The 21,593-nt window shown below is 66.2% G+C and carries 22 protein-coding genes; 4 read left to right on the top strand and 18 right to left on the bottom strand.

Annotation, left to right across the window (positions count from 1 at the left end):
* Window positions 1–3 precede the first annotated feature (3 nt).
* From rpoD to rpsU, 4 genes are all read right to left on the bottom strand, one after another.
* Complete coding sequence (gene rpoD, locus GH660_RS03165; protein ID WP_153145108.1) at window positions 4–1,983, bottom strand: RNA polymerase sigma factor RpoD; 1,980 nt, start codon at window positions 1,981–1,983, stop codon at window positions 4–6.
* Window positions 1,984–2,023: 40 nt separating this feature from the next.
* Entirely contained in the window at window positions 2,024–3,760 is a 1,737-nt protein-coding gene (gene dnaG / locus GH660_RS03160; protein ID WP_153145107.1) for a DNA primase, read from the bottom strand.
* A gap of 93 nt (window positions 3,761–3,853) precedes the next feature.
* Entirely contained in the window at window positions 3,854–4,300 is a 447-nt protein-coding gene (locus tag GH660_RS03155) for a GatB/YqeY domain-containing protein (RefSeq protein ID WP_153145106.1), read from the bottom strand.
* 93 nt (window positions 4,301–4,393) lie between these two features.
* Window positions 4,394–4,606 (bottom strand): 30S ribosomal protein S21, encoded by a 213-nt coding sequence (rpsU, locus tag GH660_RS03150; RefSeq protein ID WP_153145105.1) that lies wholly within the window; start codon window positions 4,604–4,606, stop codon window positions 4,394–4,396.
* Between the two features lie 139 nt (window positions 4,607–4,745).
* Between rpsU and tsaD the strand changes: the two genes are divergently transcribed.
* The gene (gene tsaD, locus GH660_RS03145; protein ID WP_153145104.1) at window positions 4,746–5,774 is read left to right on the top strand and encodes a tRNA (adenosine(37)-N6)-threonylcarbamoyltransferase complex transferase subunit TsaD; all 1,029 of its coding nucleotides are present in this window, start codon (window positions 4,746–4,748) and stop codon (window positions 5,772–5,774) included.
* Window positions 5,775–5,917: 143 nt separating this feature from the next.
* On the opposite strand, the gene GH660_RS03140 is transcribed toward tsaD, so the two are convergent.
* Together GH660_RS03140 and plsY are read right to left on the bottom strand one after the other, a co-directional pair.
* Window positions 5,918–6,196 carry a cupin domain-containing protein gene (locus tag GH660_RS03140; protein ID WP_153145103.1) on the bottom strand — a complete coding sequence of 93 codons (279 nt, stop codon included), beginning with the start codon at window positions 6,194–6,196 and terminating at the stop codon, window positions 5,918–5,920.
* Window positions 6,197–6,476: 280 nt separating this feature from the next.
* Window positions 6,477–7,085: a glycerol-3-phosphate 1-O-acyltransferase PlsY gene (gene plsY / locus GH660_RS03135; RefSeq protein WP_153145102.1), complete on the bottom strand. Its 609-nt coding sequence runs from the start codon at window positions 7,083–7,085 to the stop codon at window positions 6,477–6,479.
* 66 nt (window positions 7,086–7,151) lie between these two features.
* On the opposite strand from plsY, the gene GH660_RS03130 reads away from it, so the two are divergent.
* The gene (locus tag GH660_RS03130) at window positions 7,152–7,502 is read left to right on the top strand and encodes a dihydroneopterin aldolase (RefSeq protein WP_153145101.1); all 351 of its coding nucleotides are present in this window, start codon (window positions 7,152–7,154) and stop codon (window positions 7,500–7,502) included.
* Here GH660_RS03130 and GH660_RS03125 read toward each other — a convergent pair.
* From GH660_RS03125 to GH660_RS03105, 5 genes are all read right to left on the bottom strand, one after another.
* A complete protein-coding gene (locus GH660_RS03125) occupies window positions 7,499–8,374 on the bottom strand; it encodes a ZIP family metal transporter (protein WP_153145100.1) in 876 nt (291 codons plus the stop codon). The genes GH660_RS03130 and GH660_RS03125 overlap by 4 nt on opposite strands.
* Window positions 8,375–8,466: 92 nt before the next feature.
* Window positions 8,467–8,958, bottom strand: a complete 492-nt coding sequence (gene ybaK, locus GH660_RS03120; protein WP_153145099.1) for a Cys-tRNA(Pro) deacylase — start codon at window positions 8,956–8,958, stop codon at window positions 8,467–8,469.
* Between the two features lie 51 nt (window positions 8,959–9,009).
* Window positions 9,010–9,915 (bottom strand): site-specific tyrosine recombinase XerD, encoded by a 906-nt coding sequence (xerD, locus tag GH660_RS03115; protein ID WP_153145098.1) that lies wholly within the window; start codon window positions 9,913–9,915, stop codon window positions 9,010–9,012.
* The gene (locus tag GH660_RS03110; protein ID WP_153145097.1) at window positions 9,896–10,387 is read right to left on the bottom strand and encodes a methylated-DNA--[protein]-cysteine S-methyltransferase; all 492 of its coding nucleotides are present in this window, start codon (window positions 10,385–10,387) and stop codon (window positions 9,896–9,898) included. Before GH660_RS03110 ends, xerD begins: the two co-directional genes overlap by 20 nt.
* 94 nt (window positions 10,388–10,481) lie before the next feature.
* Window positions 10,482–11,738, bottom strand: coding sequence for a glutamate-5-semialdehyde dehydrogenase (locus tag GH660_RS03105; RefSeq protein WP_153145096.1), 1,257 nt, complete (start codon window positions 11,736–11,738; stop codon window positions 10,482–10,484).
* A gap of 114 nt (window positions 11,739–11,852) precedes the next feature.
* Here GH660_RS03105 and GH660_RS03100 point away from each other — a divergent pair, with 114 nt between their 5' ends.
* Complete coding sequence (locus GH660_RS03100) at window positions 11,853–12,098, top strand: hypothetical protein (RefSeq protein WP_153145095.1); 246 nt, start codon at window positions 11,853–11,855, stop codon at window positions 12,096–12,098.
* Here the strand turns inward: GH660_RS03100 and holA are convergent, their stop codons facing one another.
* From holA to GH660_RS03065, 7 genes are all read right to left on the bottom strand, one after another.
* Entirely contained in the window at window positions 12,099–13,106 is a 1,008-nt protein-coding gene (gene holA, locus GH660_RS03095; RefSeq protein ID WP_153145094.1) for a DNA polymerase III subunit delta, read from the bottom strand. It abuts the gene before it with no gap.
* A complete protein-coding gene (lptE, locus tag GH660_RS03090; RefSeq protein WP_153145093.1) occupies window positions 13,106–13,630 on the bottom strand; it encodes an LPS assembly lipoprotein LptE in 525 nt (174 codons plus the stop codon). Before lptE ends, holA begins: the two co-directional genes overlap by 1 nt.
* Before the next feature lie 11 nt (window positions 13,631–13,641).
* Window positions 13,642–16,398, bottom strand: coding sequence for a leucine--tRNA ligase (gene leuS, locus GH660_RS03085; RefSeq protein WP_153145092.1), 2,757 nt, complete (start codon window positions 16,396–16,398; stop codon window positions 13,642–13,644).
* An 83-nt stretch (window positions 16,399–16,481) separates the two neighbouring features.
* On the bottom strand, window positions 16,482–17,237 hold the full coding sequence (locus tag GH660_RS03080; protein ID WP_153145091.1) for a hypothetical protein: 756 nt from the start codon (window positions 17,235–17,237) through the stop codon (window positions 16,482–16,484).
* 66 nt (window positions 17,238–17,303) lie between these two features.
* A complete protein-coding gene (locus GH660_RS03075; protein ID WP_153145090.1) occupies window positions 17,304–18,038 on the bottom strand; it encodes a hypothetical protein in 735 nt (244 codons plus the stop codon).
* Entirely contained in the window at window positions 18,035–18,595 is a 561-nt protein-coding gene (locus tag GH660_RS03070; protein ID WP_153145089.1) for an RNA polymerase sigma factor, read from the bottom strand. Before GH660_RS03070 ends, GH660_RS03075 begins: the two co-directional genes overlap by 4 nt.
* A 271-nt stretch (window positions 18,596–18,866) precedes the next feature.
* Complete coding sequence (locus tag GH660_RS03065) at window positions 18,867–19,208, bottom strand: hypothetical protein (RefSeq protein WP_153145088.1); 342 nt, start codon at window positions 19,206–19,208, stop codon at window positions 18,867–18,869.
* A 240-nt stretch (window positions 19,209–19,448) separates the two neighbouring features.
* Here GH660_RS03065 and GH660_RS03060 point away from each other — a divergent pair, with 240 nt between their 5' ends.
* Window positions 19,449–21,590 carry a UvrD-helicase domain-containing protein gene (locus GH660_RS03060; RefSeq protein ID WP_153145087.1) on the top strand — a complete coding sequence of 714 codons (2,142 nt, stop codon included), beginning with the start codon at window positions 19,449–19,451 and terminating at the stop codon, window positions 21,588–21,590.
* Window positions 21,591–21,593 lie beyond the last annotated feature (3 nt).

Genomic DNA, 21,593 nt, shown 5'->3' with positions numbered 1-21,593 from the left:
TCTTTAGTTGCCGCTGGTGTCCAGGAAACTGCGCAGCTTGTCGGAGCGGCTTGGGTGACGGAGCTTGCGCAGGGCCTTGGCTTCGATCTGGCGGATGCGCTCGCGGGTGACGTCGAACTGCTTGCCGACTTCTTCCAGCGTGTGGTCGGTATTCATTTCGATGCCGAAACGCATGCGCAACACCTTGGCTTCCCTCGTCGTCAGGGTGTCGAGGATTTCCTTGGTGACGCCGCGCAGGCTCGAGTACATCGCCGCATCGGCAGGGGCCAGCGTCGCCTGATCCTCGATGAAGTCGCCAAGGTGCGAGTCGTCGTCGTCGCCGATCGGGGTTTCCATGGAGATCGGCTCCTTGGAGATCTTCATGATCTTGCGGATCTTCTCCTCGGGCATTTCCATCTTCTTGGCCAGCGTCGCCGGATCGGGCTCGGCGCCGGTTTCCTGCAGGATCTGGCGGCTGATCCGGTTCATCTTGTTGATCGTCTCGATCATGTGCACCGGAATGCGGATGGTGCGTGCCTGGTCGGCGATCGAGCGGGTGATCGCCTGGCGGATCCACCACGTCGCGTAGGTCGAGAACTTGTAGCCGCGGCGGTATTCGAACTTGTCCACCGCCTTCATCAGGCCGATGTTGCCTTCCTGGATCAGGTCGAGGAACTGCAGGCCGCGATTAGTGTATTTCTTGGCGATCGAAATCACCAGGCGCAGGTTGGCCTCGGTCATCTCGCGCTTGGCGCGGCGGGCCTTAGCTTCGCCGGTGGACATCTGCTTGTTGATGTCCTTGAGGTCCTTGAGCGGAATGCCGATGTGGTCCTGGAGGGCGATCAGCTTCTTCTGCTCTTCCTTGATCGCCGGCGCGTTGCGGGTCAGGATGGCGACGTAGGTCTTGGGCGCGGCGCCGATTTCGGCGTCGACCCAGTCGAGATTGACCTCGTTGCCCGGGAACACCTGGATGAAGTGCTGGCGCGGCATCTTGACCTTGTCCACGCAGATCTGCTGGATCTTGCGCTCGGACTTGCGGACCATTTCCACCATGCCGCGCACGCTGTCGCACAGGCGCTCGATCGAGCGCGAGGTGAAGCGGATGTTCATCAGCTCGTCGGAAATCTGCTGGCGGAGCTTGAGGTAGGTCTTGTCCTGCGAGCCCTTGCTGGCGAGCGCCTTGGCCATCTTGGCGTGCAGCGCCTTGATGGTGGCGAAGCGTTCCAGGGCGTCGGTCTTGAGTTGCAGCAGGGAGGCGGATACGGCGCCGGAGCCGCCTTCGCCGTCCTCGTCGTCGGTGTCGTCTTCCTCGACTTCGGCTTCCTCGACCAGTTCGGCCGCCGGTTCCGCCTCGACGGCGTTGGGGTCGATCAGCCCGTCGACCAGTTCGTCGATGCGCATTTCGTCGGCTTCGACCCTGGTGGCCATCTCGATGATGTCGGCGATCGTCGTCGGGCAGGCGGAAATCGCCTGCACCATGTGCTTGAGGCCGTCCTCGATGCGCTTGGCAATCTCGATCTCGCCCTCGCGGGTGAGCAGCTCGACCGAACCCATTTCGCGCATGTACATGCGCACCGGGTCGGTGGTGCGGCCGAATTCGGAGTCGACCGTGGACAGCGCCTGCTCGGCCTGTTCCTCGACTTCCTCGTCGTCGGTGGCGGCGGCGGCCGTGTCCGACATCAGCAGGTCCTCGGCGGCGGGGGCCTCGTCGAAGACCTGGATGCTCATGTCGCTGAAGGTCGAGATGATCGTCTCGATACTCTCGGCATCGACGACGTCGTCCGGCAGGTGGTCGTTGATTTCGGCGTAGGTGAGATAGCCGCGTTCCTTGCCGAGCTTGATGAGGTTCTTCAGGCGCGTCTTGCGGGCTTCGGCATCCAGCGGCGCCGGCGTCTCGGTCAGCGCTCCCTCGAGCAGCGCGCGTTCGGCAGCCTTCTCCTTGGCTTTGCTGGTGCGAGCCTTCGGGGCTTCCTTAGCGGTGTCTTTTGCCTTAGCCATGACCACGGTCCATGTAATTGGAGAAAACCATAGATTATACCACAACTTAGCTGCGATTTCCCCGGTTGGCGAGGAGGTCGATGTAAGCCTGTTTTTCCTCGGGCGTCAGCCCGGCCACCCCGAGTTTCTGAACCAGGGTTTGCAGTTCGGCGAATGCCCGCTTCTGGTCGCCCTCCTGCAGCTTGTCCAGGGTTGCGCGAAACTCCGCCTCCGCCTCGCCTTCGTCAAACGGATGGTCGAGAAGTTCCGATGCCAGGCTCTCGATCAGCGCTTCTTCGGGCAGGCCGCGGATCTGCTCGCGAAGATAGGCATAACCCGGTGCCTCGGGATGGGCGGCGACCAGGCCGTGCAACAGGATCAGCGCCGCCCGTTCGGGGCTGTCGGGCAGTCTGGCGACGGGCAATTCCCGCGCCAGCGCCGGCTTGAGCAGGACGGTGCGCAGCAGGTTGCGGGTCAGCGACGGCGCGCTGCGCCTGGTCCTCGGTGGTGCGGCGGGGGTGTAGGACTTCAGTTCGCACAGGCGCTCGACTTCGGCCTGGGCGAAGCTGCTGGCTTCGGCCAGGCGCTTGACCAGCTGCAGGCGCAGCAGCGGCGTCGGCAACTTGAGCAGCAGCGGCTTGGCTTCGTAGATCAGTTGCGCCTTGCCTTCGGAACTGGTCAGGTCGCAGCGCTGGGCGAGTTCGCGCAGCAGGAAGTCGGAGAGCGGCATGGCCTGGCCGACCAGGCGGTCGAACGCGGCCTTGCCGTGGGCGCGGATGTAGCTGTCGGGGTCATCTTCCGGCGGCAGGAAAATGAAGGCCAGGCGCTTGTTGTCGGCGAGCGCCTCCAGCGAGTTTTCCAGCGCACGCCAGGCGGCCTTGCGCCCGGCGTTGTCGCCGTCGAAGCAGAAGACGATGCGGTCGACCTGGCGCAGCAGCTTGTTTACGTGCGTCGCCGTGGTCGCCGTGCCGAGCGTGGCGACGGCATTGCCGACGCCGTTCTGGGCCAGCGCGATGACGTCCATGTAGCCTTCGGTGACGATGGCGATGTCGGTCTCGCGCAGTGCCTGGCGGGCCTGCGGCAGGCCGAACAGTTCGCGGCCCTTCTCGAAGAGCGGGGTTTCCGGCGAGTTCAGGTACTTCGGTTCGCCCTGGTCGATGATGCGGCCGCCGAAGGCGATGATCTCGCCCTTCGGATTGACGATGGGGATCATCAGGCGGTCGCGGAAGCGGTCGTAGCGGCGGCCGGATTCGTTGTCGATGACGAGGCCGGCAGTCTTCAGTTCGTCGGCGCTGTAATCGGGGAAGACGGCCTGCAGGTTCTGCCAGCCGTCGGGCGCGTAGCCGATGCCGAAGCGGGCGGCGATCTCGCCGGTCAGGCCGCGTTTCTTGCAGTATTCGATGGCGCGCGGCGACTTCTTGAGCTGGTCCTTGTAGTAGGCGGCGGCGCGGGCCATCACCTCGATCAGCGTGCGCGTCTGGCCCGGCTTTTCGTCCCGGAAGCCGCGTCCTTCGCTTTCCGGCACCTGCATGCCGGCGCGGCTGGCCAGTTCCTTGACCGCGTCGACGAAGCCCATGCCCTGGTATTCCATGACGAAGCCGATCGCCGTGCCGTGCGCGCCGCAGCCGAAGCAGTGGTAGAACTGCTTGCTCGGGCTGACCGTGAAGGACGGCGATTTTTCGTTGTGGAAGGGGCAGCAGGCGGCATAGTTGGCGCCGGCCTTCTTGAGCGGCACGTAGCTGTCGACCAGGTCGACGATGTCGACCCGGGCCAGCAGATCCTGGATGAACGAATCCGGGATCACGGAACAGCCCTTGCGCTACCCTGCCGCCCGCGCCCTGCCGTGCCGGCGCACTGCCTGCGGCTTGTCTGCGCGCCTCGCAAAGCCTTCATGGTCCTAGCCGGCCAGCGCCGCCTTGACCAGTTTCGATACCTCGGCCATGTCGGCCTTGCCGGCGAGGCGCGGCTTGAGGACGGCCATCAGCCTGCCCATGTCGGCCGGGCCCTTGGCGCCGGTTTCGGCGACGGCGGCGGCGACGGCGGCAGCGGTTTCCTCGGTGCTCATCTTCTCCGGCAGGTAGGCGGCGAGGACGGCGATTTCGAACTGCTCGGCGGCGGCCAGTTCCTGGCGCCCGGCGGCTGCATACTGCGTGACGCTGTCCTTGCGCTGCTTGGTCAGCTTTTCGATGACGGCAACGACGGCGGTATCGTCGAGTTCGAGGCGCTCATCGACTTCCTTCTGCTTGATCGCCGCCAGCAGCAGGCGGATGGCGGCCAGGCGGGCCGCTTCCTTGGCCTTCATGGCCGATTTCATGTCTTCGGTGATGCGTGCTTTGAGGCTCATTTTGCGGTTCTTCGGGAAAAGGCGCCGGGAAAAAAGACAAAGCCGCCGGCTTTTGAAGGCGGGCGGCTCTTTTTTGCTGCGAAACGTACCGGATCAGTACATCTTCGGCGGCAGGGTCAGGCTACGGAGGCGCTTGTGCTGGCGTTTGACAGCAGCGGCAGCCTTGCGCTTGCGCTCGGCGGTGGGTTTTTCGTAAAACTCACGGGCGCGCAGCTCGGTCAGGAGGCCCGTCTTTTCGACCGTACGCTTGAAGCGGCGGATGGCCACCTCGAACGGCTCGTTTTCCTTGACACGAATGCTCGGCATATAAATCACCCCCTTCCGTCAGGCGCCTGCCAGGTCAAGTAATCGGCAGTGCGCGCAAGATTTGTCTCCGCACGATTGCGGAAAGCCGAGCAGTATATTGCAAAAATCCTTTTTTACTCAAGTGTTAGAATGCGCGCCCATGTTGGTCCTCGGCATCGAATCCTCCTGCGACGAAACCGGTATCGCGCTCTACGACAGCGCAGCCGGCCTGCTGTCGCACGCCCTGCATTCGCAGGTGGCGATGCATGCCGAGTACGGCGGCGTCGTGCCGGAACTGGCGTCGCGCGACCACATCCGGCGCGTCGTGCCCCTGCTGCGGTCGACCCTCGAAAATGCCGGAAAATCGCTGGCCGACGTCGACGCCATCGCCTACACGCGCGGCCCCGGGCTGTCCGGCGCGCTGCTCGTCGGTTGCGCGTTCGCCGAGGCGCTGGCGGTGGCGCTCGCCAAGCCGACCATCCCGGTGCATCACCTCGAAGGGCATCTGCTGTCGCCGCTGCTGTCGGCCGCCCCGCCGGAATTTCCCTTCGTCGCGCTGCTGGTGTCCGGCGGCCATACGCAGTTGATGCGGGTCGCCGGCGTCGGCGACTACGAACTGCTCGGCGAGACGCTCGACGACGCCGCCGGCGAAGCCTTCGACAAAAGTGCCAAGCTGCTCGGCCTGCCCTATCCGGGCGGCGCGCTGCTCTCGCGGCTGGCGGAAAGCGGCACGCCCGGCGCTTACGAACTGCCGCGGCCGATGCTGCATTCCGGCGACCTCGCCTTCAGCTTTTCCGGCCTCAAGACCGCGGTGCTGACGCTGGTGCGCGAGCACGCCGACGCGCTGACCGAGCAGTTCCGGGCCGATGCGGCGCGCGCCTTCCAGGAAGCCATCGTCGAGGTGCTGGTGAAAAAGTCGCTGCAGGCGCTGAAGCGGACCGGCCTGCGCCAGCTGGTGGTGGCCGGCGGCGTCGGTGCCAACCGGCAGTTGCGGGCGACCCTCGACGACGAGGCGAGACGCAAGCGTTTCCGCGTCTACTACCCGGAACTGGAATTCTGCACCGACAACGGGGCGATGATCGCGCTGGCCGGCTGCCTGCGCCTTCAGGCCGGCACGCCGGCGAAGACGGCCGGCGATTTTGCGGTGCAGCCGCGCTGGCCGCTGATGGCGGGCGCCGGCAGCAGGTAGAAAATCGGCCGTTTTTCAACGTCGACCGTAGCGATCCCCTTTTTCTTCCTTTTCCCGAGTTTCGGACAGCCCTTGCACGGCGGCGTCGACTTGCAGCATTTCTTGCCCATCGTCGTCTCTCACGATCTCCGATCCGTCGTCCTTCAGTTCCTGCGAGCCACCCAGTAGGTGGCGCCGGCGCTGCCGTAGCGTTCGGTATGCGGGATGTCTCGGGCCAGTGCGAAGCGGTCGCCGACACGCAGGTGGCGCGAGGCCTCGCCGATGTCGAGCCACATTTCGCCTTGGACGACGATGGCTTCCACGGCGAACGGGTGGGTATGCAGCGGGATGACCGCCAGGGGCGGCCACTGCCGCTCGACGACTTCGTCGAAGCCGGCGGCCAGCGCACGGGCGGAGAATTCCTCGCGGGTCGGGATCTGCATGCGGTGTCGGGCGCCTTTTCGGGAACCTGGGTCAATAGTTGTCGGCAAGCCCGGCCAGGATGTCGATGTAATTCTCCCAGGCCAGTTCGTCGTCGATGAGGTGCTGAATGAGTCGGGAAATCATGATGCCCTCCTGACTGAAGGCAGATCGCCGTCGGCGACCTGATGAAGGCATTCTAGGAACGAATCGGGAAACGTTCCAATCGGCAAACGGTATCGTCCCGATTGGCGCCGGCTATGGCCTTGGGCGGGCGGACGCCGGATCGCCCCGGCGCGGCGCTCAGCGCTTCTTCTTGCTGCCGATCCGGCTTTCCTGGCCGGCCAGCAGGCGCTGAAGGTTCTGCCAGTGCTTGCCGATCAGCGCCAGCGCGAGAATGCCGACGACCAGCGTCCGGCCGTCGCCGCCGTGCATCAGCACCTGGTAGACCGGCGCCAGGGCGGCGGCGAGGACGGCGGCGAGCGAGGAGTAGCGGAAGGCGAAGGCGACGAACAGCCAGGTGCCGAGGACGGCCAGGCCGAGCAGCGGATCGAGGGCGAACAGGACGCCGGCGGCGGTGGCGACGCCCTTGCCGCCGCGGAACTTGAGGAAGACCGGGAACAGGTGGCCGAAGAAGACGGCCAGCGCGACGAGACCGACGACGCTGTCGGAGAAGCCGGCCTGCTGGGCGGCGAAGACCGCCAGCCAGCCCTTGAGCGCATCGCCGACCAGGGTCAGCAGCGCCGCCTTCTTGTTGCCGCTGCGCAGCACGTTGGTGGCGCCGGGGTTGCCCGAGCCGTAGCTGCGCGGATCGGCCAGGCCGAAGATCTTCGACGAGATCATCGCGAAGGGCACGGAGCCGAGCAGATAGGCAGCGAGGACGGCGAGGAACGGGGCGAAGGCGGTTTGCATGGGTGGCTGGTGGCGCTGGGGTACAATCGCGGCGGATTTTACACCTCAGCTGCGGTCGACCGCCCCATGGACATCATTTTCATCGAAGAGCTGCGCGCCGAAACGTGGATAGGCATCTATCCGCGCGAGAAGGCCATGGCGCAGACGGTCGAGATTTCCCTGCAGATCGGCGTGTCGACCGCGTCGGCCGGGGCCAGCGACGACATCCGCGACACCGTGGACTACGCGGTGGTCGTCGAGCGCCTGCGCAGCGACCTCGCGGCCAGCCATTTCAACCTGCTGGAAAAGCTGGCCGAGCATGTGGCCACCGACCTCCTCGAAAATTTCGCCGCCCAGTGGGTGCGCGTCTCGGTCGCCAAGCTGGGCATGATGCCGGGCGTCAAACGCGTCGGCGTCATCATCGAGCGCTCGGTCTAGAATACCGCGGCCAGCAGCGTCATCACCGCGAAGCCGCCGGCGAGGCCGGCGGTCGCCGCTGCCTCGCGCCCCGGCTTGTGCGATGCCGGAAGCAGTTCGTGGCCAACCACCCAGAGCATGGCGCCGGCAGCTGCCGCCAGGGCGAGCGGGAGTGTGGCGCCGGCGATGCTGGTGGCGATGACACCGAACAGGCCGCCGACCGGCTCGACGAGGCCAGTCGCCAACGCGATGCCGGCCGCCCGCAAGGGCGTCGTGCCAAGGGCGAGCAGGGCGCTGGCGACGATCCAGCCTTCCGGAATGTTCTGAAGGGCGATGCCCAGCGTCATGCCGTGGTCGGCGCCGGCCGCGGCAGCGACGCCGACGGCGAGGCCCTCGGGCAGGTTGTGCAGGGCGATGGCGGCGACCACGAGGCCGAGCCGCGGCGTGGCGTCCGCTTCATCGAGCCGCTCGACATGGGCATGCGGGAAGCGGCGATCCATCTGCTGCATCAACTGCGCTCCGGTGACGAAGGCGATGGCGGTGAGGAGGCCGAGCGCCGTCGGCGCCGTGCTGGCGGCTACGGTCTGCACTGCCGGCACGAGCAGCGAGAAGAAGCTGGCGGCCAGCATCATGCCGCCGGCGAGACCGAGCATCGGCGCCATCAGCGCCGGTTGCGGTCGACGCAGAAAAAGCACCGGAATTGCGCCGAGTCCGGTGGCGAGCCCGGCGAGCAGGCTTGCCTGGAGGCCGTTGGCAGCCATCGGGTTGGCCGCCAGCCATTGCGCCGACTGTTCCAGGCCGAAGATGATGGCGATGGTGGCGATGACGATGCCGGCCCAGAGGCGGGGGCGGGCTGTCGGTCTGGCGTAGTGGCGGACGACGAGCTGGGTCATGGTGGCTCTCCTGCGACGATGGAGGCCACTTTACCCGCCGGGTTTCGATAGTTCCAATCGATTGTGTAAATCCGGTCGATTGGCGATGGCAATCACCCCTTCAGCGCGGCCGCCACCGTCTGCGGATTCAGCGCGCGCACGATGTCGTGCGGATGGACGCCGACCAGGTAGCCGCGCCGGCCGCCGTTGATGTAGATCAGCGGCAGGTCGAGGATGGATTTTTCCAGATAGATCGGCATCGCCTTTTTGGTCCCGAACGGGCTGGTGCCGCCGACCAGGTAGCCGGTGTGGCGGTTGGCGACTTCCGGCTTGCACGGCTCGACCTTCTTGCAGCCGATCTGGCGCGCCAGTTCCTTGGTCGACACCTTGCAGTCGCCGTGCATCAGGACGATCAGCGGCCGGGCGTTCTCGTCTTCGAAGACCAGGGTCTTGACCACGGCGTGCTCGTCCACGTTCAGCTCGCGCGCCGACACCCGGGTTCCGCCGTGCTCCTCGTAGGCGTAGAGATGGTTGGAGAAGGCGATCCGGTGGGCCTTGAGGAACCTGGTGGCCGGCGTTTCGGGGGCGTGCTCGGTCTTGCTCATGGTGCGGGATGGATGTCTGTCGATGCCCAATGATAGGCGCAAACCGCCGCTTCAGCCGCGCGGGTGATGTACGGCATGCAGCGACTTGAGCCGTTCGCGGGCGACGTGGGTGTAGATCTGCGTCGTCGAGATGTCGGCATGGCCGAGCAGCAGCTGCACGACGCGCAGGTCGGCGCCGTGGTTGAGCAGGTGGGTGGCGAAGGCGTGGCGCAGCACGTGCGGCGAGAGCTTTTCCGGGGCGATGCCGGCTGTGGCCGCGTAACGCTTGATCAATTGCCAGAAGGCCTGGCGGGTCATGGCGCCGCCGCGGGCGGTGACGAACAGGGTGTCGCTCTGGCGGCCCTTGAGGATTTCCGGACGGGCTTCGTCGAGGTAGCGGCGCAGCCAGTCGATGGCGAGTTCGCCGAGTGGCACCAGGCGCTCCTTGCTGCCCTTGCCGAAGGCGCGCAGGACGCCTTCGTTGAAGCCGATTTCATGGATTTTCAGGTTGACCAGCTCGGAAACGCGCAGGCCGGTGGCGTACAGCGTTTCGATCATCGCGCGGTCGCGCAGGCCGAGGACGCTGTCGACGTCGGGCGCCGCCAGCAGGCTGTCCACCTGCTTTTCCGACATCACCTTGGGCAGGCGCGAGGGGCGGGTCGGGTTGGCGAGCTGCAGCGTCGGGTCGGCGACGAGGCGGCCGCGCGCCAGCTGCCAGCGGTAGAAGCGGCGCAGCGTCGACAGGTAGCGGGCCTGCGAGCTGGCGCGCGTCTGGCGCGAGAGGTGGGCGATGAAGGCGGCGAGCGTCGTTTCGCGCAGGTCGAGCAGCGGCTCTTGTCCCTGTTCGGCCAGCCACAGCGCCAGGCGCCCGAGGTCGGAGCGGTAGCTGTCGAGCGTCGCCTTGGCGAGCCCGTCCTCGAGCCACAGGGCGTCGCAGAAATTGTCGATTTCGCCGAGGTCAGCCGCGCGTGCTGGCAAATTCGCCGCCTTCGTGTCTGAGCAGCCAGCGCTTGACGTCGAGCAGGAAGCCGCCGCGCTCGCGGGCGAAGCCGCCGAGCCCGCCGCCGGTGGCGACGACGCGGTGGCAGGGGACGACGACCGGATAGGGATTGGCGCCGCAGGCCTGGCCGACGGCGCGCGGCGCGTTTTTGAGGCTTTTCGCCAGTTGGCCGTAGGTTTCGGTCCGCCCGTTCGGAATCGCCGAGATTGCCTGCCACACCCGGCGCTGGAAGGAGGTGCCGGCCGGCCGCAGGGGCAGGCTGAAGGCGAAGTCCGGGTCGGCCAGGTAGGCGTGCAGCTGCCGCGCGGCCTCGGCGGCGAGCGGCGTGCTCGGCGCCTGTTCAGGGCGCGGCTCGATGAAGTCGATGGCGGTGACCTCGTCGTCGCTGCACCGGATGCCGAGGGCAAAGCCCGGCGCGGCGACGACGGCCTGGTAGCTGTTTGCGTTCATGGTTGCCTCCTCGCTGCCTGCTGCGGTCGACCGGGAAAAAGGGCCGAAATTCAAAAAGCCGGCGCGGACGCCGGCCTTGCGCGATGGAGCGCTGTCAGCCGCGCACGTGCCCGTCGCCGAGCACCACCCACTTTTGGCTGGTCAGGCCGTCGAGGCCGACCGGGCCGCGGGCGTGGATCTTGTCGGTCGAGATGCCGATCTCGGCGCCCAGGCCGTACTCGAAGCCGTCGGCGAAGCGGGTCGAGGCGTTGATCATCACCGACGACGAATCGACCTCGCGCAGGAAGCGCATCGCCTTCGGGTGGTTGTCGGTGACGATGGCCTCGGTGTGGTGCGACGAATACTGGTTGATGTGGGCGATCGCCTCGTCGATGCCGGCCACCACCTTGACCGAGATGATCGGCGCCAGGTATTCGGTGTAGTAATCCTCTTCCGTCGCAGCGAGTGCGTTCGCCACGATGGCCCGTGTTTCGGCGCAGCCGCGGATCTCGACACCCTTCTCGGTAAGCATGTGGGCGATCGGCGGCAACAGCATGGCGGCGACGCTGCGGTCGACGAGTAGCGATTCGGCGGTATTGCAGGTACCGTAGCGTTGCGTCTTGGCGTTCTCGACGATCTTCAGCGCCTTGTTGGGGTCGGCTTCCTCTTCCAGGTAGACGTGGCAGTTGCCGTCCAGGTGCTGGATCATCGGCACGCGCGATTCGGCGAGCAGGCGGGCGATGAGGCCCTTGCCGCCGCGCGGCACGATGACGTCGACGAATTCGCGCATGGTGATCAGCTCGCCGACGGCGGCGCGGTCGGTGGTGTCGATGACCTGCACCGATTCGGCCGGCAGCCCGGCGGCATTCAGGCCTTCCTGGACCAGCGCGGCAATCGCGCGGTTGGAGCGGATTGCCTCCGAGCCGCCGCGCAGGATTGCGGCGTTGCCGGATTTCAGGCACAGCGCGGCGGCGTCGGCGGTGACGTTCGGGCGCGCCTCGTAGATGATGCCGATGACGCCGAGCGGCACGCGCATCTTGCCGACCTGGATGCCGGAGGGGCGGTACTTGATGTCGGTCATCTCGCCGATCGGGTCGGCCAGCGTGGCGACCTGCTCGACGCCTACGGCCATGCCCTCGACGCCCTTCTCGCTCAGGGTCAGGCGGTCGAGCATGGCGGTTTCGAGGCCGGCGGCACGGGCAGCGGCCAGGTCTTCCTGGTTGGCGGCAACCAGCGTTGCCTTCTCGCGGCGGATGGCGGCGGCGATATGCAGCAGCGCGGCGTTCTTCTCGGCGGTCGTCGCCATCGCCAGCCGGCGCGAGGCGGCGCGGGCCTGGCGGCCGACGGTCTGCATGTATTCCTTGATGTCCATGATGTTCCTGATGCCGGGCAAAGAATCATTATAGCCAGCAAATTTAGGGGGAACTTCCCGAACGGGGGTAAACTCTTATCCGCAATGAAAATATGGGTTTCCATCGGGGACGAGATGGCTGAGAAATTGATTCTGCCGGCCGAAGTTAAGGTTTGTGCAACGTGCAGTTTTTGGGATGGCGAACGCCATGTAGATACCGAAATGAAGCTGGTCGTCGTGGACCATGACTGTCACGGCGTATGCATGGTCCAGGAAGCCCGAAAACCGGGCATCCACGACGTCCGCAAGGAGTGCGCCTGCATCTGGGAAGACCTCGAGCCGGACGACCTCGAGCCGGAAGACAAGGCGTCCGCCGCCTAGTCAGTGCCGTGCGCCCAGGCTCAGCCCGAGGCGCAGGAATTCTTCCCAGATGTTGCCCTGACCGACGCCCTTGGCGAGACGGTCGATTTTCCCCGCATGTTGCAGCGCCGCGTCGACGGTTGCGGTCGACAGCCGCTGCAGGGCCTTTTTCACCGGATTGAGGCGCGGCCCCCAGACTTTCGCTTCCTTGAGCAACTGGTCGAGCGGCCGGCCGCGGTCGAGGCCGTGGCGGACGATCGCCAGGGTGCGTATTTCCTCGCTCATCGCCCACAGCACCAGCGGCGGCGCCTCGCCTTCGTGCATCAGGCCGTCGAGGGTGCGGCTCAGGCGGGCGACGTCGCCGGCCAGCAGGGCGTCGCGCAGGCCATCGATGTCGTAGCGCGCGACGTTGAGCACGGCCTCGCGGATCTGCGCCGCCGACAGTGCGCCGGGCGGGTAGAGCAGGCCGAGTTTCTGGATTTCCTGGTGCGCGGCGAGCAGGTTGCCTTCGACGCGCTCGGCGATGAACTTCAGGCTGTCGAGGTCGGCACTCTGCTGCTGGCGGCGCAGGCGGCCGGCGATCCAGCCCGGCAGTTCGGCCAGCGGCGGCGCCATCAGCTTGAGCGCGACGCCGGCATTGACCAGCGTCGTGAACCACACCGCCTTTTCCTCCCGCCAGTCGAGTTCCGGCAGGGTGACCAGCAGCAGGTTGTCGGGCGACAGATTGCGGCACCATTCCTGCAGCGCGGCGCCGCCGTCCTTGCCCGGCTTGCCGGTCGGGATGCGCAGGTCGATCAGTTTTTTGTCGCCGAACAGGGAGAGGTTGCCGCCGGCCGCCAGCAGCTGGCCCCAGTCGAAGTGCGGCAGCACGGTCAGCACTTCGCGCTCGCTGTAGCCCTGCTGGCGCGCCCGGGCGCGAATGGCGTCGGCGGCCTCGATGACCAGTAGCGGCTCGTCGCCGTAGAGCACGTACAGCGGGCGCAACTCGCGTTCGAGATGCGCGGCGAGCTGTTCGCCCCGGAGCAGCATTACGAGTCGTCTTCCTCGACGTCGGGGTTCTTCGGCTTGACGATGCTCAGCCGGCGCACGATCTGCGCGACCAGGTCGTTGTTCATGTCGCGCCAGAGCAGGCCTTCTTCCAGATCCTTGGCGAGGACGTTGGAGTCGCTGTAGCTGATGTCGCGCGACAGGTTGATCTCGTTCGGCCCCACCAGCTCCCGCCCCTTGCTGTCGACCAGCCGGAAACGGTAGTTCAGCTGCAGGCGGTATTCGGTCACGCGCCCCTGGGCGTTGACGCTGAGGATGGTCTTGATGCGAGCGTCCTGCAGCTGCTGGAACACCGCTTCCGCGTCCTTGGCGTTGTCGACGATCTTCGTCTGCCCGGTGGCGCCGATGTAGCGCTGCAGCCAGATACGGACATCGGCGGTTTCCGGCAGCGCGATGTACAGCGTCTTGTACGGCAGGTTGCTGCTGCTGCCGCGCAGCTGGAAGCCGCAGCCGGCGACGATGACGGCGGCCAGCACGGCGAGGACGATGCGAAGCGGGAGGCGCATGGCGGCTTTCCTCAGACGACAATGTTGACCAGACGGCCGGGGACGACGACGACCTTCTTCGGCGGCTTGCCCTCGATGAACTTCTGCGCGTCCGGGTTGGCCAGCGCGGCGGCCTCGATGCTCGCCTTGTCGGCGGCGGTCGACACGCGGATGGCGCCGCGCAGCTTGCCGTTGACCTGGACGACCAGCTCGATCTCGTCCTGCTTCAGGGCGGCCGGATCGACCTTCGGGAAGGCGGCTAGGCCGGCGTCGGCGCCCGGCTTCAACTCGGCATAAAGTGCCTGGCCGATGTGCGGGACGATGGGGAAGAGCAGCAGGGTCGCCGACTCCAGCGTCTCCTGCGCCAGCGCGCGGCCGGTGGGGTCGGCGAGGTCGGTCTTGTCGTAGGCGTTGAGCAGCTCCATGACGGCGGCGATGGCGGTGTTGAACTGCTTGCGGCGGCCGTAGTCGTCGGCCACCTTGCCCATCGTCTGGTGCAGCTTGCGACGCAGGTCGGCCTGTGCGGTCGACAGCGAATTCTGGTCGATTTTCGTTTCGACGAGGCCGCCGGCGACGTGGTCATGGACCAGCTTCCACAGCCGGCGCAGGAAGCGGAAGGCGCCCTCGACGCCGGCGTCCGACCATTCCAGCGACTGGTCCGGCGGCGAGGCGAACATGATGAACAGGCGCGCGGTGTCGGCGCCGTACTGGTCGATCAGGGCCTGCGGGTCGACGCCGTTGTTCTTCGACTTCGACATCTTCTCGGTGCCGCCGATGACCACCGGCAGGCCGTCGGCCTTGAGCGTGGCGCCGGTCGGGCGGCCGCGCTCGTCGGTGACGACGTCCACATCGGCCGGGTTGATCCACTGCTTCTTGCCGCCGTCGAGCTCGCGGTAATAGGTCGGAGCGACGACCATGCCCTGGGTCAGCAGGTTGGCGAACGGTTCGCCGAGATCGCCGATCAGGCCGACATCGCGCATCAGCTTGGTAAAGAAGCGCGAGTACAGCAGGTGCAGGATGGCGTGCTCGATGCCGCCGATGTACTGGTCGATGCCGCCCTTGCACCAGTAGGCGACGCGCTCGTCGACCATGGCGGTGGCGTTGTCCGGGCAGGCGTAGCGCAGGAAGTACCAGGACGACTCGAAGAAGGTGTCCATGGTGTCGGTTTCGCGCCGCGCGTGGCCGCCGCACTTCGGGCAGGTCGTCTCGTAGAACTCGGGCATCCTGGCCAAGGGTGAGCCTGCCCCGGTGATCTCGACGTTCTCGGGCAGGACAACGGGCAACTGGTCGTCGGGCACCGGCACGTCGCCGCAGGTCTTGCAATGGATAATCGGGATCGGGCAGCCCCAGTAACGCTGGCGGGAAATGCCCCAGTCGCGCAGGCGGAACTGCACTTTCTTGTCGCCCAGCCCCTTGGCAGCGAGGTCGGCGGCGATGGCGTCGACGGCGGCGCCTGACTCCAGCCCGGTATATTTCCCGGAGTTGATCAGAATTCCTTTATCGCAGTTGGGAGACTCATGAAGCAATTGGGTGTGAAGCATGCTCACAAGTTCATGAACATCCGGTGGTAGCTGCTTGGTGAACAGATTTTGTTCAATGAATTGGATGAACGAGTAGGGGGCTACCTCTGTATCCGGGTAAGCGATTCCTGCGGCCTTCAATGCTTCGGTAGCTTTGTGCCAGTCTAGAAGTAGTTGTTGGCTGGCCACCACGCGTTTGACCGGCAGAGTGTGTCGTACTGAAAAATCCCAATCGCGTTCGTCGTGCGCCGGCACGGCCATCACGGCACCGTCGCCGTAGCTCATCAGCACGTAGTTGCCGACCCAGACTTCGACCTGCTCGCCGGTCAGCGGATGGGTGACGTAGATGCCGGTCGGCAGGCCCTTCTTTTCCATCGTCGCGAGGTCGGCTTCGGCGACGCCGCCTTGGTTGCATTCCTCGATGAATTTGGCCAGTTCCGGGTTGTTGACCGCCGCCTTCTGTGCCAGCGGATGTTCGGCGGCGACGGCGACGAAGGTGACGCCCATGATGGTGTCGGCGCGGGTGGTGAATACCCACAGCTTCTCGTCGGGATTGTCAGCGAGCGGGAAGGCGAAGCGCACGCCGGTGCTCTTGCCGATCCAGTTCTTCTGCATCAGACGCACCTGTTCCGGCCAGCCCGGCAGGTTGTCCAGTTCGCTCAGCAGTTCTTCGGCGTAGGCGGTGATCTTCATGTAGTACATGGGGATCTCGCGCTTCTCGATCAGCGCGCCGGAGCGCCAGCCGCGGCCGTCGATGACCTGTTCGTTGGCGAGTACGGTGTGGTCGACCGGATCCCAGTTCACGGTGCCCAGCTTCTTGTACACCAGGCCTTTTTCATAGAGGCGGGTGAACAGCCACTGTTCCCAACGGTAGTACTCGGGCGTGCAGGTGGCGAATTCGCGTTCCCAGTCGATGGCGAAGCCGAGCGACTTCAACTGCGTCCGCATGTAGTCGATGTTTGAATAGGTCCACCCGGCCGGCGGCACGTTGTTCTGCAGCGCGGCGTTCTCGGCCGGCATGCCGAAGGCGTCCCAGCCCATCGGCTGCAGCACGTTGTAGCCCTGCATCTTGTGGAAGCGGGAGAGCACGTCGCCGATGGTGTAGTTGCGGACGTGACCCATGTGCAGCTTGCCCGACGGGTAGGGGAACATCGACAGGCAGTAATATTTCGGCTTGGTGGCGTCTTCGACGGCGCGCGCGGCGCCGGTCTGGTCCCAGTGCAGTTGGGCGGCGCGTTCGATATCGGCGGGGGTGTATTTGTCCTGCATGAGCGGCAATCGGCGGAAATCTGGAAAACCGCAAATTATACGCGTGTTTGCACCCCCGCCCCGGGCGCCGCCGGGCGCTTCGCTCAGCCTTTCGGGTCCGGCACGAAGCCGCTAGGGAAGGGATTCGGGTGGCCGTAGCGCGGTGCGCCCGGAATGATGCCGCGGGCGACGAGATTGGCGCGGCTGTCGTAGTAGATGGTGATGATCTCGCTCGGTTGCGCGCTCAGGCGGCGGAACTCGGTGGTCCCAACACGGGCCGCGATGCGTTCGCCATGGCCGGTGCCCAGCTTCGCTTCGGCGGCCGGGGCGGGGGCGGCCCGGGCTGCGGAGCGGGCGGTGTTGTCGGCGGTGGTTTCTGCCTTTTCCTGGGCGCCGATCGACGCCGGCGGCGGTGGTGGCGGCACGTACTCGGCAAACACCGCGACGCCGATGACCCCGACGTTTTGCGGCCGTTCGGTGCGGGCGGCGTAGCTGTCGCCGATGCGGATGAAGTAGAAGGCCGCGACCTCGTCCAGGTTCTTGCGCCAGCCGGCGATTTCGGCGGCCTGGCCGGGTGCCAGCACGTAGCCGGACTGGCTGGCATTGGCCGTCTCGCCGCTGATGGCATTGACGCCGTCGACCGAGATGACAGTGAGCACGCGCCCTTCGCTCCGGTTGCGCAGGCTGACGGCGTAGCGGTTGCCCGGCGTTCCGGCGACGTAGAGGCGGCCATGGTGGCGCCAGGTTTCGAGGGGCTGGCCGGTGGTCCGGTCGATGACCTGGACCTCGGCGAGGGATGCGGCGCCGGCGCCGGGAATGCAGCCGACGGCGACGAGCAGGGCGGCAAGCAGCGTTTTCATCATGATCTCCATTTTCTGGTTGAGGTGATCATGTAAACGCCGGTTTTGCCGGAATGGGGTCAGGCGCTAACGCAAATCTTCCGGCAACGGGTAGTCGGGATAGGCGGCGCGGAATTCGCGCAGGCTGCGCTCGGCTTCCGCCGGGCGCCCTTGCCGGCGCAGGTCGCGGATTTCCGCGATCCAGGCTTCGGGTTTGCGCGGCGGCAGTGGCGCCGCCGCCTCGCGCTTGGCTTCCGGCGCCGGGGCGGCGACCGATTGGCCGGGGACGTCGCCGCGCCTGTCTGCCCGCTCGCTGTCGGCTACCGGGGCTGGCACGGCCTTGTCGGCACTTGCCGCGGGCCTGCCCGCTGCCGCTGCCGGTGCTGCGGAGGGGGCGCCTTCCGGCGCCCTTGCTGCGGGCTTCGGTTTGGCCGGTGCTGGCGGCGGGCGGAGCGCTTCCGTGCTTGCCGGCGCCTCGGGGGAACGGGTTTCGACGGCATTCGAGCGTGTCGGCGCGGCCCGCTCCGTGGCGGGGGCGGGGGCGGACTCCCCGGGTGCCGCTCTTGCCGGGATTTCGGCGTCGGGTGGCGGATTGCGGTCCATGCTCAAGGTCAGGACGACGGCAAGCACGACGGTGGCGGCCAGCGCCAACGGCGCCTGCAGCCGGCGCCACCACGGGCGGGGCGGGCGTTGCGGCGCTGTGGCAGCACGCGCGGCGGCAAGGATCGCGGCGTCGAGCGCCGGCGGCGGTTCGCCTTGGCTTGCCTTGCGGTAGAGGCGGGAGAGCTTGGGGTCGCGGGGATCGTTGTGGGCGTCGTTCATAGCAGGTCCTGCAGGGCGTCGCGCAGCTTGCCGACGGCGTAGCGCAGCCGGCTCTTGACCGTTTCGCGCCCGGTGGCGGTGGCGGCGGCGATCTCTTCCAGGCTCAGCCCGTCTTCCTCGGCCAGCAGGAAGGCTTCGCGCTGTGGTGCCGGCAAGCCCTCCAGCGCCTGCGTCACGCGGCTGGCAAGGTCGCTGCGTTCGAACTGGCGGGCCGGATTGGTGCCGTCGGCGGCCGGCAGGTCGTCGGGGTCGATGGCGCCGTCGAAAAGGTCGGCGACATTGCGCGCGTGCTGCCGGTAGTGGTCGATCAGGCGGTGGTGGGCGATGCGGTAGAGCCAGGTCGAGAATTTCGCCAGCGGTTCGTAATCGGCGCGGGCGTTGATGACTTTCAGCCAGATGTCCTGATAGAACTCCTCGGCCAGCCGCGCATCGCCGCACTGGTGGGCCAGGTGGCGGTACAGCTTGCTGCGGTAACGGCCGTAGAGCGCCTCGAACGCCGCCGCATCGCCGTCGCGATAGGCGAGCATCAGGCGTTCGTCGCTGAGGTCGTCGTGCATGGGCGGCAGTGTAGCAGCCCCGATCGATCGAGGACGGAAAGCCGGGATGGCGCCCGTTTTGGGTATTTTTGCGGGGTCGACCGCAACCGCCCGCTTCCCGGCACGGAACATCCGGCCAGGGCGGCGATTTTTAACGGGAGTTGTCGCCCCGAAGCGGTGGTGGCGCCTGGTGGGCTTGTTGACCGGGCATTAGGCGCAAGGGCTGGCCGACCCGCGCGGCAGGTGCCTGCACGCACCCGCCACGCCGGACGTCGGCTTCAGCGACGCCCGGTCAGGCCGCTTTTTTTTGCGGCTGGATGTTGCCCCAGGTGTTCTGCCAGAAACGGTAGGCGTTCTGCGCGGCCATCAGGGAAAGCAGCGACATGCGGGACTGGTGGCGCCACATCCAGGAAATCTGCGGCGCCGGTGTCAGGCTGTATTGCGGCGTCTGGCCGACTTCGTCCTCGACGATGCTGAGGAAGCGCTCGACCGCCAGGCCGCAGTACTCGGAACCTTCCGCCGTGCCGGTCAGGTATTCGGCTTCGGAGGCGGCGCGGCGCCACAGTTTGAGGGCGAGTTCATCGCTGATACCGGCTTTCCTGGCGATCCAGGGCAGGATTTTGGGTGCTTTCATGCTGTTACTCCTTTTATCTGGTGGCGGTGGCCACCTGCTGTTACGACTGCCTTGTGGGCAAGAAGTTTTGTGCACTGCAATATTTTTTTGGTAAGTATACTGCTTGGGGTTTCAGATCGAGTAGGTAATCCCTTCTATGAGGGGTTCCGCGTTGCACATCCGCAACAAATTGGTCTTACCAATAATCCATGATCGCCCGCAAAGCACCGTATACCGTCATTTCCGGACCCGAGCCGATGTATGTCTGACCTCCTGGCCAATCTGAATTCCCCGCAATTACAGGCGGTTACCCTGCCGCCGGTGCACGCGCTGATCCTCGCCGGCGCCGGCAGCGGCAAGACCCGCGTGCTGACCACGCGCATCGCCTGGCTGATGTCGACCAACCAGGTCGGCCCGCACGGCGTGCTGGCGGTAACCTTCACCAACAAGGCGGCCAAGGAGATGACGGCGCGGCTGTCGGCGCTGGTGCCGATCAATACGCGCGGCATGTGGATCGGCACCTTCCACGGCTTGTGCAACCGCCTGCTGCGCGCGCACTACCGCGAAGCCGGGCTGCCGCAGACTTTCCAGATCCTCGATAGCGCCGACCAGCTGGCGATGGTCAAGCGCCTGCTCAAGAACTTCAATGTCGATGACGAGAAATACCCGCCGCGCGAACTGTGCCATTTCATCAATGCGCATAAAGAGCAGGGGGTACGTGCTGCCCAAGCCGAGGCCTACGACAACTACACGCAGCGGCGCGTCGAGCTCTACGCGGAATACGAAAACCAGTGCAACCGCGAAGGCGTTGTCGATTTCGCCGAACTGCTGCTGCGCTGCCACGAATTGCTGCAGCGCAACGAACCGCTCCGCACCCATTACCAGCAACGCTTCCGCTACATTCTGGTTGACGAGTTCCAGGACACCAACCGCCTGCAGTACGCCTGGCTGCAACTGCTGGCCGGCGGCGGGGCCAAGGTTTTCGCGGTCGGCGACGACGACCAGAGCATCTACGCCTTCCGCGGTGCCGAGGTCGGCAACATGCGCGACTTCGAGCGCGAATACGCCGGCGCCAACGTCATCCGCCTGGAACAGAACTACCGCTCGCACGGCAACATCCTGGCCGCCGCCAACGCGCTGATCAAGAACAACCGCGAGCGCCTCGGCAAGAACCTGTGGACCGACGCCGGCGCCGGCGAGCCGATCCGTGCCTACGAGGGCTATTCGGACCTCGACGAGGCGCGCTTCGTGATCGACGAGATCCGCGAACTGGTGCGCGACGGCGTCGCGCCGACCCAGTACGCCATCCTCTACCGCTCGAACGCCCAGTCGCGCGTGCTCGAACACGAACTGTTCGCCCGCGGCGTGCCGTACAAGGTCTATGGCGGCCTGCGCTTCTTCGAGCGCCAGGAAATCAAGCACGCGCTGGCCTACCTGCGCCTGCTCGGCAACCCGGACGACGACACCGCCTTCCTGCGCGTCGTCAATTTCCCGACCCGCGGCATCGGCGCCCGTTCGCTGGAAAACCTGCAGGCGACCGCGCACCAGATCAATTCCAGCCTGTACAACGCCGCCGCCTCGCTGACCGGCAAGGCCGGCCAGACGGTCGGCGCCTTCATCCGCCTGATCGAGGGCCTGCGCCAGGAAACGCAGAACCTGCCGCTGCCGGAAATGGTCGAGCACATCGTCGAGAGGAGCGGCCTCGCCCAGCATTACCGGACCGAGAAGGAGGGCCAGGAACGGCTGGAAAACCTCGACGAACTGATCAACGCCGCCGCCACCTTCGTCGACGACGAGGGCGCCATCGGCGAAGGCGGCGCGCTCGCCTCCTTTCTTGCCCATGCCTCGCTGGAAGCCGGCGAGCATCAGGCCGGCGAAGGGCAGGAGGCGGTCCAGCTGATGTCGGTGCATGCCGCCAAGGGGCTGGAATTCGACGTCGTCTTCATCACCGGCCTCGAACAGGGTTTGTTCCCGCACGAAAACTCGGTGAATCAGGGGCGCGAGGGGCTGGAAGAGGAGCGCCGGCTGATGTACGTCGCGGTCACCCGCGCCCGCCGGCGGCTCTACGTGTCGTGCGCACAGACCCGCATGCTGCACGGCCAGACGCGCTATTGTGTGCCGTCGAGCTTCCTCGACGAAATCCCGGAGCAACTGCTGCTCAAATTGAACAAAAAAGCGGAGTCGACCGCGGCGGTGCCGGCTTTCGGTTCGTTCGGCGGCGGTTATGCCGAGCCGGCGGCGGGCGGCCTGCGCATCGGCCAGACCGTCGAGCACGGCAAATTCGGTGTCGGCGTCATCGTCGCCACCGAAGGGCGCGGCGCCGACGCCCGCGTCCAGGTCAATTTCGGCGCCAGCGGCATGAAGTGGCTGGCGCTGGAATACGCGAAACTGACGCCGGTCTGATCC

Source organism: Dechloromonas sp. H13 (genome assembly GCF_009469615.1).
Taxonomy (GTDB): Bacteria; Pseudomonadota; Gammaproteobacteria; order Burkholderiales; family Rhodocyclaceae; genus Azonexus.
This window is presented reverse-complemented; position numbering and strand designations above follow the sequence as displayed.

What these genes read in the sequence shown, in the direction of transcription:
- GH660_RS03155 (WP_153145106.1), bottom strand. Translation starts at nt 4,300, where the DNA reads ATGAGCCTCAAAGCACGCATCACCGAAGACATGAAATCGGCCATGAAG.
- rpsU (WP_153145105.1), bottom strand. Translation starts at nt 4,606, where the DNA reads ATGCCGAGCATTCGTGTCAAGGAAAACGAGCCGTTCGAGGTGGCCATC.
- tsaD (WP_153145104.1), top strand. Translation starts at nt 4,746, where the DNA reads ATGTTGGTCCTCGGCATCGAATCCTCCTGCGACGAAACCGGTATCGCG.
- GH660_RS03140 (WP_153145103.1), bottom strand. Translation starts at nt 6,196, where the DNA reads ATGCAGATCCCGACCCGCGAGGAATTCTCCGCCCGTGCGCTGGCCGCC.
- plsY (WP_153145102.1), bottom strand. Translation starts at nt 7,085, where the DNA reads ATGCAAACCGCCTTCGCCCCGTTCCTCGCCGTCCTCGCTGCCTATCTG.
- GH660_RS03130 (WP_153145101.1), top strand. Translation starts at nt 7,152, where the DNA reads ATGGACATCATTTTCATCGAAGAGCTGCGCGCCGAAACGTGGATAGGC.
- GH660_RS03125 (WP_153145100.1), bottom strand. Translation starts at nt 8,374, where the DNA reads ATGACCCAGCTCGTCGTCCGCCACTACGCCAGACCGACAGCCCGCCCC.
- ybaK (WP_153145099.1), bottom strand. Translation starts at nt 8,958, where the DNA reads ATGAGCAAGACCGAGCACGCCCCCGAAACGCCGGCCACCAGGTTCCTC.
- GH660_RS03110 (WP_153145097.1), bottom strand. Translation starts at nt 10,387, where the DNA reads ATGAACGCAAACAGCTACCAGGCCGTCGTCGCCGCGCCGGGCTTTGCC.
- GH660_RS03105 (WP_153145096.1), bottom strand. Translation starts at nt 11,738, where the DNA reads ATGGACATCAAGGAATACATGCAGACCGTCGGCCGCCAGGCCCGCGCC.
- GH660_RS03100 (WP_153145095.1), top strand. Translation starts at nt 11,853, where the DNA reads ATGGCTGAGAAATTGATTCTGCCGGCCGAAGTTAAGGTTTGTGCAACG.
- holA (WP_153145094.1), bottom strand. Translation starts at nt 13,106, where the DNA reads ATGCTGCTCCGGGGCGAACAGCTCGCCGCGCATCTCGAACGCGAGTTG.
- lptE (WP_153145093.1), bottom strand. Translation starts at nt 13,630, where the DNA reads ATGCGCCTCCCGCTTCGCATCGTCCTCGCCGTGCTGGCCGCCGTCATC.
- leuS (WP_153145092.1), bottom strand. Translation starts at nt 16,398, where the DNA reads ATGCAGGACAAATACACCCCCGCCGATATCGAACGCGCCGCCCAACTG.
- GH660_RS03080 (WP_153145091.1), bottom strand. Translation starts at nt 17,237, where the DNA reads ATGAAAACGCTGCTTGCCGCCCTGCTCGTCGCCGTCGGCTGCATTCCC.
- GH660_RS03075 (WP_153145090.1), bottom strand. Translation starts at nt 18,038, where the DNA reads ATGAACGACGCCCACAACGATCCCCGCGACCCCAAGCTCTCCCGCCTC.
- GH660_RS03070 (WP_153145089.1), bottom strand. Translation starts at nt 18,595, where the DNA reads ATGCACGACGACCTCAGCGACGAACGCCTGATGCTCGCCTATCGCGAC.
- GH660_RS03065 (WP_153145088.1), bottom strand. Translation starts at nt 19,208, where the DNA reads ATGAAAGCACCCAAAATCCTGCCCTGGATCGCCAGGAAAGCCGGTATC.
- GH660_RS03060 (WP_153145087.1), top strand. Translation starts at nt 19,449, where the DNA reads ATGTCTGACCTCCTGGCCAATCTGAATTCCCCGCAATTACAGGCGGTT.